The organism is uncultured Halorubrum sp., from assembly GCF_937146585.1.
GTDB classification, from domain to species: Archaea; Halobacteriota; Halobacteria; order Halobacteriales; family Haloferacaceae; genus Halorubrum; species Halorubrum miltondacostae.
The window spans coordinates 19,338-31,008 of record NZ_CAKZRO010000031.1; the positions used below are offsets into that span (position 1 = coordinate 19,338).

At 70.6% G+C, this 11,671-nt stretch carries 10 protein-coding genes and 2 tRNA genes; 8 read left to right on the forward strand and 4 right to left on the reverse strand.

Translation table 11 applies throughout. From position 1 onward, the window contains the following. Positions 1 to 172 precede the first annotated feature (172 nt). A tRNA-Gly gene (locus Q0116_RS03080) sits at positions 173 to 243 on the reverse strand. A gap of 88 nt (positions 244 to 331) precedes the next feature. Further along, on the reverse strand, positions 332 to 1,039 hold the full coding sequence (locus Q0116_RS03085) for an enoyl-CoA hydratase/isomerase family protein (RefSeq protein ID WP_297885410.1): 708 nt from the start codon (positions 1,037 to 1,039) through the stop codon (positions 332 to 334). Between the two features lie 59 nt (positions 1,040 to 1,098). Here Q0116_RS03085 and Q0116_RS03090 point away from each other — a divergent pair, with 59 nt between their 5' ends. The 8 genes from Q0116_RS03090 to Q0116_RS03125 all read left to right on the forward strand — a co-directional run bounded on the left by Q0116_RS03090 (position 1,099) and on the right by Q0116_RS03125 (position 8,346). After that, positions 1,099 to 1,764 carry a hypothetical protein gene (locus Q0116_RS03090; RefSeq protein WP_297885411.1) on the forward strand — a complete coding sequence of 222 codons (666 nt, stop codon included), beginning with the start codon at positions 1,099 to 1,101 and terminating at the stop codon, positions 1,762 to 1,764. Positions 1,765 to 1,862: 98 nt separating this feature from the next. Further along, positions 1,863 to 1,934 (forward strand) — tRNA-Thr (locus Q0116_RS03095). Positions 1,935 to 1,981: 47 nt separating this feature from the next. Beyond that, positions 1,982 to 2,983, forward strand: coding sequence for a hypothetical protein (locus Q0116_RS03100; protein ID WP_297885412.1), 1,002 nt, complete (start codon positions 1,982 to 1,984; stop codon positions 2,981 to 2,983). Positions 2,984 to 3,059: 76 nt separating this feature from the next. Then, positions 3,060 to 3,998, forward strand: coding sequence for a lipoyl synthase (gene lipA / locus Q0116_RS03105; RefSeq protein ID WP_297885414.1), 939 nt, complete (start codon positions 3,060 to 3,062; stop codon positions 3,996 to 3,998). 146 nt (positions 3,999 to 4,144) lie between these two features. After that, positions 4,145 to 5,266 (forward strand): branched-chain amino acid ABC transporter permease, encoded by a 1,122-nt coding sequence (locus Q0116_RS03110; protein WP_297885416.1) that lies wholly within the window; start codon positions 4,145 to 4,147, stop codon positions 5,264 to 5,266. Further along, positions 5,263 to 6,597, forward strand: coding sequence for a branched-chain amino acid ABC transporter permease (locus Q0116_RS03115; protein ID WP_297885417.1), 1,335 nt, complete (start codon positions 5,263 to 5,265; stop codon positions 6,595 to 6,597). The genes Q0116_RS03110 and Q0116_RS03115 overlap by 4 nt, the downstream gene beginning before the upstream one ends. After that, on the forward strand, positions 6,590 to 7,501 hold the full coding sequence (locus tag Q0116_RS03120; protein ID WP_297885419.1) for an ABC transporter ATP-binding protein: 912 nt from the start codon (positions 6,590 to 6,592) through the stop codon (positions 7,499 to 7,501). Before Q0116_RS03115 ends, Q0116_RS03120 begins: the two co-directional genes overlap by 8 nt. Further along, positions 7,498 to 8,346, forward strand: a complete 849-nt coding sequence (locus Q0116_RS03125; protein WP_297885421.1) for an ABC transporter ATP-binding protein — start codon at positions 7,498 to 7,500, stop codon at positions 8,344 to 8,346. Before Q0116_RS03120 ends, Q0116_RS03125 begins: the two co-directional genes overlap by 4 nt. 67 nt (positions 8,347 to 8,413) lie before the next feature. On the opposite strand, the gene Q0116_RS03130 is transcribed toward Q0116_RS03125, so the two are convergent. Continuing rightward, entirely contained in the window at positions 8,414 to 9,805 is a 1,392-nt protein-coding gene (locus tag Q0116_RS03130; protein ID WP_297885423.1) for an ABC transporter substrate-binding protein, read from the reverse strand. Between the two features lie 207 nt (positions 9,806 to 10,012). Continuing rightward, on the reverse strand, positions 10,013 to 11,671 hold a 1,659-nt coding region (locus Q0116_RS03135; protein ID WP_297885424.1), incomplete at its 5' end, for a gamma-glutamyltransferase family protein.

The window sequence follows — 11,671 nt, forward strand, 5'->3', positions numbered from 1 at the left end:
CACGCGCTGTTAAACGGACGGGGTCCGTCCTCGTCGACCGCTTCGTGCGACGCGCTCCGATCGAACGGTCCGCGAGCCCGCGAAAGTGCGCAGTGAACGCTATCGGTGGTCACTCACGAGTATACCGACTGAGTCCAAACTCATCGGGGATTGGTTCACTGCGTTCGCAAAATGCACCGGCCGAGATTTGAACTCGGGTTGCAACCATGGCAAGGTTGCGTGATACCACTACACTACCGGTGCGTGCTTCGCATCCGCTACTTGTTCGGAGACTCACTTAAGTCTGTCACATCGGGACGGCGGGACCCTGCGGACCCCGCGCCGACCCGCCTCACCGCTCGCGTCGCCGGGCGATCTCCGCGGCGTGGGCGTCGTGGAGGTCGGCGAACGCCGCGGCCTCGGCGCGCTCCTGCGCCTCGTCGTCGCCGCGGTCGCGGACCCGGCATTTGATCGCCGCGAGCGCGTCGGACGCGCCGGCCGCGATCTCGTCGGCCACCGAGCGGGGGTCGTCGACCACGCGCGAGACGAGTCCGGTCCGGCGGGCCGCTTCCGCGTCGAGGACCCGCCCGGAGAGCGCGAAGTCGAGCGCCTCGCCCTCGCCCATCACCCGAGGGAGTCTGACGGTCCCGCCCCACGCGCCGAACAGCCCCAGAGAGACGCCGGGCTCGCCGAACGTCGCCCGCGGCGTCGCGACGCGGACGTCCGCGGCGAGCGCCAGCTCCACGCCGCCGCCGCGGGCCGCCCCGTCGACCCCGCAGACGACGACCGACGGCGACTCCTCTATCGCGGCCGCGACGCGCTGTCCCCGCCGCGCAAAGGCCTCTGGGTCGTCGAGCGCGCCGACGACGTCGAGGTCCGCGCCGGCGCAGAAGGCCTCGCCCGCGCCGCGGAGGTACGTCACCGGGGGGCGACCGTCGCTCTCCGGCGCTTCGAACGCCTCGCGTAGGTCGGTCAGGTCCGCCGGCCGGAGCGCGTTGCGGGCCGCCGGGCGGTCGATCGTGACGACGCGCACGTCGCCGTCGGTTCGGGTTCGGATCACGGGACGGAATCCCGTTCGTTTCCAAAGGTCTTTGCCCTTCGCTCGTATACCGGATAGCAATGGACGATGCCGCGCGAGCGCGTGACGCTGCGCGCGAGGCGCTCGCGGACGTCGAACCCGAACAGCTCCGCGAGGCCCTCGACGCCCGGATCCTCGACGCGGCGGTGACCCCCGGCGTGCTGGCGCTGGTCACCGCCCGCGCGCTCGACCCCGACGTCGACCTCGGCGACGTGGCCGACCGCGCCGCGGGCGTACAGCTCATCTACGAGGGGCTGCGACTCACCCGCACGGTCGCCCGCGAGGAGCCGTGGGTGACCGCGCCGACCGCCGCGGCCGAGATCGACGCCGACATGGAGATCCTCGCCGCCGACGTGCTCGTCTCTCGCGGCTTCTCGCTCCTCGCGCGTACCCACGCCGCCCGCCCCGCGGTCGACGTGGTGCGCGCGTTCGGCCGCGACCAGACGCTGCGCGACCGCGACGAGACGGACGCCGACGCCGCGGCCGCGCTCGACCGGAACCTGGAGGTCGACGCGCTCGAACTCGCGGTCGTCGCCGGCACCACCGCGGTCGGCGGCGACCCGCCCGAGGAACTGCTCGAATACGCCCGCGACCTCGCCGCCGACTGCGACGGCGAGTTCCCGCCGGCCGGCCGGGCGCTCCCGGAGGCGACCGCCGACCGCATCGCCGACATCTCGGACCGCGCCGTCAGCGCGACCGACCGCTGACCGGCCCGGGGACGACGCCGGAGGGCGTCCCGATTCCCGGACGCCGCGCCCGCGGATCGAAACCCATAAAGTCGAATCCGGTCAACGACTGATTGCGTGCCTGGGTAGCTTAGCGGTAAAGCGCGTCCTTGGTAAGGACGAGACCCCGAGTTCAAATCTCGGCCTAGGCTCTCCTCGCAGTACGCGCCTTTTTTGCTCCCGCTCGTCGTGACGCTGTATGGGAAAACACGAGCGCGGCTGGGTCGAGGCCACGGAGAAGCTGACCGCCCAGATCGCGAACGGCGACGATCCGGACGACGATCTCTCCGATGCGGGTCGGCTCGACCTCGCAGAGGCCCTCGCCGACCGGCTCCGGAGCGACTTCCCCGACGTGACCGCGGTGCGCCACGCCGGCAACTCCTACGACTCGCTCGGCGACCTGATCGTCGAGACGCCGGACAGCGAGACGTTCGTCGAGGCGAAGTTCGTCGCCGGCGGCGGCACGCGGGCGAACCTCGGTCAGGACACGCTGACGCAGTTCGAACTGTTCGAGGACGCGACGGCGTGGAGCGACTTCCGCGAGGCGATCGGGTTCCCCGAGGACCGCGAGGCGCTGCTCCGCGAGTTCGACGACTATCCGGACGACGTCCGCGACTGGTCGTACAAGTCGGCGGTGTACGACCGCGCCAAACACCTCAAGGACGTCCTCGACGTGTCGCGGGGCCAGAACACCGGCTCGCGGGCGGACGAAGTGCTCGCGGACCCGGACGCGACTGAGACCCAGCGGGAGGCGGCGCGGATCGTCGACGCGATCCTCGACCTCGACCGCGAGGAGAAGCTGGCGTACTTCGACCACCTCCGCGAGGCCGAGCAGAACCCGCGCAACGTCGAGACGTTCGCGCACCTGATCGTCTGCGGCTACCACACCGCCGACGCGCTGGCGGAGCACTTCGACGACGACCTCGACGAGATCAAGCGGCTGCTCGAGGCCGACGCCTATCGCCTCTACGAGGTGAACAAGAACAGTGGAACGGTGTCCGTCGAGAACCCGTCGGAACTGCTCGCCGGCTTCGACTGGCGGGACACCCGCGTCGAGGTCCCGGAGGACGGGACCTCAGTGAGCGTGGTGACTGGGCCGCCGGACGACCGGCGGCGCGTGCTGAACATCGCCTACAACTGGAAGAACAAGTTCCAGGGGATCCAGACGCCGTCGATGAACGTGTTCGTCCCCGAGGCCTGAACCGGCGGCCGGAGGCGGCCGCCGTCAAGGCCCCGGCGACCCGCACCCTTTTGCGCTCGGGCGCCAAGGATCACGCATGTCACGCGGCCGCCGGAAGCCGGACTGGCTGAAGTCGCGCCCGCCGTCCGGGAGTCGGTTCACGGAGATCAAGTCCACTCTCCGCGAGCACGACCTCCACACGGTCTGCGAGGAGGCGAACTGCCCGAACATGGGCGAGTGCTGGTCTGGCAACGACGGGCCGGGCACGGCGACGTTCATGCTGATGGGCGACCGCTGCTCGCGCGGCTGTAACTTCTGCGACGTCGAGACGGGCGGGATGGAGGCGCTCGACCCGGACGAGCCCGCCAACGTCGCGGACGCGGTCGCGGAGATCGGACTGGATTACGTCGTCCTCACGTCGGTCGACCGCGACGACCTCGCGGACGGCGGGTCGGCGCACTTCGCCGAGACGATCCGCGAGATCAAGCGCCGCGACCCGGAGATCCTCGTCGAGACGCTCATCCCCGACTTCCAGGGCGACCCCGAGGCGATCCGTCGGATCATCGACGCCGGCCCGGACGTGATCGCGCACAACGTCGAGACGGTCGAGCGCCTCCAGTGGCCGGTCCGCGACCGTCGCGCGAACTACGAGCAGTCGCTCGCCGTCCTCGACCAGGTCGACCGCGAGTCCGACGTCCACACGAAGACGAGCCTCATGCTCGGCGTCGGCGAGTACGACCACGAGGTGTACCGCACGCTCGGCGACCTCCGCGAGGTCGGCGTCGACGTGGTCACCTTCGGCCAGTACCTCCAGCCCTCCCGCTCGCACCTCGACGTGTTCGAGTACGTCCACCCGGACGTCTTCGAGACGTGGCGGCGCGTCGCCGAGGAGGAGTTCGACTTCCTCTACTGCGCGTCGGGCGCGATGGTCCGGTCGTCGTACAAGGCCGGCGAGCTGTTCGTCGAGGCGCTGCTGCGCGAGGGCCGCTCGCCCGAGGACGCACGCCGCCGCGCGCGGGCCGCTGGCGGCGACTGAGCGCCGGCGGACGCGGGCCCCGCGGCGGGCGCTCCCGCCCCTGAGCGGAATTGCGGGCTGTCAGGCGTTTTCGAGGTCTCGATCTTTGTCCGAACAGCGAGTTATTTACCTCTCGGTAACTCACCCTGCGTCAGTGACACGCACACATGGGAACAACTGACTCGTCGATCGTCGACTCGGCGCGGGCCCGGCCGGGGCTTCTCTTCGTCGTCCTCCTCGGCGGCCTGCTCCTCGTCGACCTCGCGGCGAAACTCGCGGGCGTCGGCCTCGGTCCGATCGGGGGGTCCCTCTCGGTCGACCGGCTCGGCTCGAACCTCTGGAACGGCATCGTCATCGGCCTCGTGATCGGGCTCGCCGGCATCGGGCTCTCGATGACGTACAGCATCCTCTCGTTCGCGAACTTCTCGCACGGCGACCTCGTCAGCGTGGGCGCGTTCTCCGGCTGGGGCGTCGCCTTCCTGATCGCCGGCTTCGGCGACATCCCGGCCCGCGCGCTCCTGACGGTCCGCGACGCCGGGAGCGCCTCGCCCGGCGACATCGGCGCGCACATCCTCACGACGCCGGGCGCGATCCTCGTCGGACTGCTCGCGTCGTTCGTCGTCACCGCGGTCCTCGCGGTGGCGCTCGACCGCGCGTTCTACAAGCCGATGCGGGACCGCGACGGGATCTCGCTGCTCATCGCCTCCATCGGCGCGGCGCTCATCGTCCGCTACCTGCTCCAGTTCGGCTACGGCTCCGACCGGCGCGGCGTGACCGCCAGCGTCGAGGCATCGAACCTCGCGTTCGACCCGCTCGGGCTCTCGGTGAACGCGCACGAGCTCACCATCCTCGTGGCCGCGGTCGGCCTGATGCTCGCGATGCACGGCATGCTCCAGCACACGAAGCTCGGCACCGCGATGCGGGCGATGGCCGACAACAAGGACCTCGCGCTCATCACCGGGATCCCGGCCGAGCGCGTCGTCACCGCCACATGGATCATCGGCGGCGGGCTCGCGGGCGCCTCCGGCTACCTCTACGTCCTCCTCCGCGGGACGATCCAGTTCGACTTCGGCTGGCTCCTCCTGCTCCTCATCTTCGCGGCCGTGATCCTCGGCGGGATCGGGTCGGTGTACGGGGCCATCGTCGGCGGCCTCGTCATCGGCGTGGTGTTCACCACCTCGACGATCTGGATCCCGTCCGACTTCAACCAGGCCGCGGCGTTCGCCGTGATGATCCTGATGCTCCTCCTGCGCCCCGAGGGGCTGTTCAAGGGGGTGTCGACGGCGTGAGCGACGCCGACGTCCCCGGCGGGCCGCAGGGCTCGTCCGACGCGCCGGAGAGCGCCACGGCGGCGGTGATCGAGGCCGCCCGCGAGAGCGACCTCGGGCTCGTGGTCGGGACGCTGCTCGCGGTGTACGCCGCCGCGGCGCTGCTGACGTTCTCCGACGGGCTCAACAGCGTCGTCGGGCTCTTGGAGACGCTGACGTTCCTCGGGCTCGTCTACGCGCTCACCGCGCTCGCGCTCAACCTCCAGTGGGGGTACACCGGGCTGTTCAACATCGGCGTCGCCGGCTTCATGGCCGTCGGCGTGTACACGATGGGGATGGTCGTGCGGTCGCCGGACCCCGCCTTCGGCCCGCCCGGGCTGGGGCTCCCGCTCCCGGTCGGAATCCTCGCCGGGATGGGGATGGCGGGCCTGCTCGGCGCCGTCGCCGCCCTGCCCGCGCTGCGGCTCAAGGCCGACTACCTCGCCATCGTGACGCTCGGGCTCTCCGAGATCGTCCGCCTGTCGCTCCAGTCGAGCGCCTTCGACAACTTCCTGCGCGACACGATCGGCGCCGGGACCGGCGGCGGTCGCGGGATGGGGATGCCGGACAACCCGGTCCGCGACCTGTTCCTCGTCGACGGGCAGGCGGGGACGCCGACCGCGTTCGGCGACCTCGTCTTCGGGGTCTTCGGGACCGACGGCCTCGGGATCGCGCACCCGATCCTCATCGGGTGGGGGTACATCGCCGTGCTCGCCGGCTTCCTCGTCGGGTTCTACCTCCTTCTCGAACGCCTCGGCCGGTCGCCGTTCGGCCGGGTCATGAAGGCGATCCGCGAGGACGAGCTCGTCGCCGACTCGCTCGGCAAGGACGTGAACCTCGTGAAGATCAAGGTGTTCGTCATCGGCTGCGCGCTGATGGGGCTCGCCGGAATTCTCTGGTTCGGCAGCCAGGGCAACGTCTCGCCGACGCCGCAGTTCCGGCCACTCCTAACCTTCTACGTGTTCATCGCGGTGATCATCGGCGGCTCCGGCTCGAACACCGGCTCCGTCCTCGGCGGTATCGTCTTCGCCGCGGCGCTGTTCGAGGGGCCCCGGCGCGTCGGCGCGACCGTCCGGGGGCTCATCGACGCGCAGACCCCGGCGTCGTTCGCCGACGCCGTCGCGTCGCTGGACCCGGTGACGTTCCTCGCGTACGCGACCGACAACATCGCGCCGCTCCAGTTCGTCTTCCTCGGCATCGTCCTAGTGTTCATCATCCACCGGCGGCCCGACGGGATCCTCGGCGACCGGATCGAGACGGCCGCGGCCGTCGACCTCTCCGAGCGGCCCGCCGGAGGTGACGCCGATGAGTAGCGACGCGCCCGACCCGCTCGACGGCGGCACGGCCGACGCGGTCTCCGCCGCGGACGCCACCGACGCCGAACCGGAGTCGAACGACAGCGCGGTCGAGGAGGCGGCGAAGCACATTCCGTCGGGGCCCCCCTCGGGGACACCGCCGCTCCGCGTCGAGGGGCTCGTGAAGCGGTTCGGCGGCGTCACCGCCGTCGACGGGGCCTCCTTCGAGGTGGAGTCCGGGTCGCTGACCGGCCTGATCGGGCCGAACGGCGCCGGGAAGTCGACGACGTTCAACTGTATCACCGGCGTCCACGAGCCGACCGCCGGGTCGGTGTACTTCGAGGGCGAGGACATCACCGGGCTCAGGCCCCACCGGATCGCGCGGCAGGGGCTGGTCCGGACGTTCCAGATCGCCCGGGAGCTCGCCGAGATGACCGTCCTGGAGAACCTCATGCTCGCGCCGCAGGGGCAGATCGGCGAGTCCGCGATCCGCGCGGTCACGCCCGGGCTCCGCGGCGCGGTCGTCGAGGAGGAGACCGACCTCCGCGAGCGGGCGTGGGAGACGCTGGAGTTCTTCGAGATCGATCACCTCGCGCACGAACACGCGGGGAACCTCTCCGGGGGCCAGCGGAAGCTGCTGGAGATGGCCCGCGCGCTGATGACCGACCCCGAGATGGTGCTGCTCGACGAGCCGCTCGCCGGGGTCAACCCCACGTTGGAGGAGAAGCTCCTCGACCGGATCCACGAGCTGCGCGCCGACGGCTACACCTTCCTGCTGGTCGAGCACGACATGGACATCATCATGGAGAACTGCGAACACGTCATCGTCATGCATCAGGGCAGCGTTCTCGCCGAGGGGACCGGCGACGAGATACGGAACGACGAACGGGTCATCGAGGCGTACCTGGGTGAGGACCTATGACCGCCGACGCCGCGGCGGACGACCCGGAATCGGTCGACTCGGGCGAGACGGAACCCGCTCCGGCCGAGGAGACGGGAGCGGCCGCCGCCGCCGGCACCGACGCGGCCGCCACCGCCGGCACCGACCACGCGATCGGCGGCGACGCGATCCTGCGGCTCCGCGACCTCGACGCCGGGTACGGCGATCTCCAGATCCTCTCCGACGTCGTCCTCGACGTGGCTGACGAGGAGTACGTGACCATCGTCGGCCCCAACGGGGCCGGCAAGTCGACCGTGATGAAGACCGTCTTCGGGCTCACGACCCACATGGGCGGCACCGTCGAGTTCGAGGGGCGGTCGATCCAGGGGCTCGCGCCGGAGCAGATCATCCGCGAGGGGATCGGCTTCGTCCCGCAGAACGACAACGTGTTCCCCGGGCTCAGCGTCCGCGAGAACCTCGAGATGGGCGCGTACATCCTCGACGAGGTGCCCGAAGACCAGATCGAGACGATCTACGACCGGTTCCCGATCCTCCGGGAGCGCAGCGACCAGAAGGCCGGGACGCTCTCGGGCGGCCAGCGCCAGATGGTCGCGATGGGGCGCGCGCTCATGCTCGACCCCGACCTCCTGCTGCTCGACGAGCCCTCGGCCGGCCTCGCCCCCGACCTCGTCTCCGACATGTTCGACCGGATCGACCGGATCAACGAAGGCGGGACGGCGGTGCTGATGGTCGAACAGAACGCGAAGGAGGCGCTGCGCCGCTGCGACCGCGGCTACGTGCTGGTGAACGGCGAGAACCGCTACACGGACCGCGGCGACGTGCTGCTCGCCGACGAGGACGTGCGGCGCGACTTCCTCGGCGGATAGGGAGGCGTCGCCTCGCGGACGGCGGTACCGGTCGCAAAAATCGGTTCGGCGGCGGTCGGACGACTCGTTACTGGTTCAGCACGCTCGACCACTGGCTGGTGTACGTCGCCTGGTTCGGCTCGAAGGAGACGCGCTGGTCGACCGTGCCGTCGCGCTCCTGGAAGGCGTTGACGTACGACTCCTCCAACGACTGGCCGTAGGCGTCGTTGAGGTACAGCGTCCCGGAGCTCGACGCGCCGACCGTGTCGCTGACGGCGAGGTCGGCCATCGCGGGCCCCTGGAGCAGGTCGGAGGGCGCGGTCCGGAAGATGTAGCCGTTGTCCTCTAAGTCGGTCACGTTCGGGTCGGTCGACGACGGCGAGATGCCGACGACGCCGTTGGGGATGAACACCTGCTCGGAGACCTGGAGGTTGACGTTCGACGACGCCGGCCCGACGACCGCGCCGAAGCCGGCGTTGACGAGGGCGTTCGCGCCCGAGATGCCCGCCTGCGGGTCCGTCTGGGTGTCCTCCACGCGGGTCTCGACGTCGACGTTGATGCCCGCGTCGTTGACCTGCGTGGCCGCGAGCAGCGCGCCGTCGCGGATCGGGACGCCGAGCGGCCCGAGGTCGCCGGTCTCCGGCATCAGTACGCCGATCCGGGCGGTGAAGGAATCGACGCCGACCGGGTCCGCGGCCGTCGCGTTCTGGTCCTCGTCGGAGAGCTCGTTGCCGAACTCGACGGTGTCGAGGGTGACGAGCTCGCCGTCCTGGAAGTCGATGATGTCGTACGCGGCGGTGGAGATGTCGCCGTTGACGTCGAAGTTGACGCCCGAGGACGCGCCCACGTAGTGGACCGGGTCGCCGGCGGCGACCGTCTCGACGGCCTCGGGGAGGTCCGCCGGCCCGAACTCGTCGCCGCCGGGATTGGCGACGGTCCGGACGCGGTCGCGGATCGCCTCGCCGCTGTTCTCGCCGGCGGCGGTCGCCGCGAGGATCTGGATCGCCATCGCGTCGTACGCCTGCGCGGTGAACACGCCGGGCCCCTCGCCGTACTCCTCCTCGTACGACGAGGTGAAGAACTCCGCACCGGGACCGCCGGCCGAGGGCGCGGTGCCGATGACGTTGTTCATGTCGTTGTCGACCTCGCCGGGGAGGTCGCCGTCGATCAGCCCGTCGGGGACGATGATGTCCAGGTCCGGCGCGCTGTCGGCGAAGTCCGAGTAGAAGTCGCGGAACAGCTGGATACCGGACTGCGGGAAGCCGACGACCATCACGGCGTCCGGGATGCTGTTCTGGTCGCCGCCGTCGGACCCGTCGTCACCGTCCATTCCGTCGCCACCGTCAGAGCCGTCCGATCCGTCGGAGCCGTCGCCGCCGTCGGAGCCGTCGCCGCTCTCCGTCGAACAGCCGGCGAGCCCCGCGATGCCGACCGCGCCGGCACCCTTGAGTACGTCGCGTCGCTGGATTCTTCGCTTCATCCTGTGAGCGTATACCATACGAGCCGTTATAAGTGTATCCACGATCACAAATACGACGGCCCCCGAATTCGACGGACCGAACGGCGTTCGCCGGGGCGAGATGCGTTCTCTCGCCGGTCCACCGAAACGTCGTCGAGCGCCGCGGCGACGTCGTGCGCACCCCCTGACAGGAAACCCCGCCGGCGTCGCGAGCGCGACCGGCCGGCCTCAGTACCCCTGCGCGTTGCCGTCCTTCCGCGGCTCGGTGGCGGCCGAGAGGACGCCGTCGCGGCTGCGGGCTATCTGGGCCCCGCCGAACATCACCGGCGAGAGCGTCCGCACGTCGTGGTCCTTCCGGACGAGCTTGGCCGCGGCGTCGTCGTCGAAGTGGGGTTCGAGCGCCAGCTCGCCGCTCTCGCGGTAGCGCCACCGCGGCTCGTCGAGCGCGCGCTGGAGCGGCATCTCGTAGTCGACAAGGTTCGAGATCACCTGGACGTGGCCCTGCGGCTGCATGTACCCGCCCATCACGCCGAACGCCGCCCAGTCGTCCTCGTCGAACCGGACCACGCCCGGGATGAGGGTGTGGAAGGGTCGCTTGCCGGGTTCGAGGCTGTTCGGGTGGTCCGGGTCGAGCGAGAAGGACGCGCCGCGGTTCTGGAGGGCGATGCCGGTGTCGCCCGCGACGAGCCCGGAGCCGAAGCCGGCGAACCGCGAGTTGATGTACGAGACGACGTTGCCGGCGTCGTCGGCGACGGTGAGGAGGACGGTGTCGGCGTCCTCGGCGTTCGCGTCCGGCACGCCGAAGGACACGTCGTGCGAGGCGGTCTCGCCGATACCCGCGGCGCGCTTCGTCGCCCACTCGCTCGACGCCAGCGGCGGGATCTCCTCGTACTCCGGGTCGGTGACGTAACGGTGGCCGTCGTGGAAGGCTCGCTTCAATGCCTCGGCGAAGTAGTGGACGCGTTCCGGCGAGTCGTAGTCGTACTCGCCCGCGCCGAGCTCGGACGCGACGTTGAGCGCCTCCAGCGCGATGAGTCCCTGGTTGTTCGGCGGGAGCTCGTACACCTCGGCGCCGTTGTAGGTGGTCGACACCGGGTCCGGCCACTCGACCTCGAAGTCGGCGAGGTCGTCGACGGTCATGAACCCGCCCTGCGACTGGACCTCGTCGGCGATCGCCTCGGCGATCTCGCCCTCGTAGACGACGTCGGCCCCCTCCTCGGCGATCTTCTCCATCGACTCGCCGAGCCGCGGGAGCGTCACCGTCTGCCCGACCTCTGGCGGCTCGTCGTCGAACAGGAACGCCTCGCGGGCGTGGTCGTCGGTGAACAGCGCGTCGGCGCTCGCCCAGTAGGAGGCGATGACCTCCGATACCGGGTACCCCTCGGTCGCGTAGCGGATCGCCGGCGCGAGGGCGTCTGCGAGCGTGAGCCGCCCCAGCTCCTCGACGGTCGCCTCCCAGCCGCGGGCCGTCCCCGGGACCGTGACCGCGTGGGGCCCGTAGAACGGCATCCCGGCCTCGCCGGCGTCGTCGACCGCGTAGCCGCCGTCGTCGGGGTAATAGGAGTCCGCGTTCTCGTCCTCGGCGAGCGCCCCGCGGACGTTCTCGATCGTCGCGTCCGCCGGCGCCCCGCCACACGAGCGCATCGCGCCGACCTCGCCGTCGGCGGTCCGGTACAGCGCGAACACGTCGCCGCCGAGCCCGGTCGAGGTGGGCTCGACGACGTTGAGCGCGGCGGCGGTCGCGACCGCCGCGTCGAACGCGTTACCGCCGTCGCGCAACACTTCGATCCCCGCCTGGCTCGCGAGCGGCTGGCTGGTCGCCACCACGCCTCGCTCCCCGTACACGGTCGACCGCCGCGAGGTGAACCGATCTAAGTCTGGCTCCAT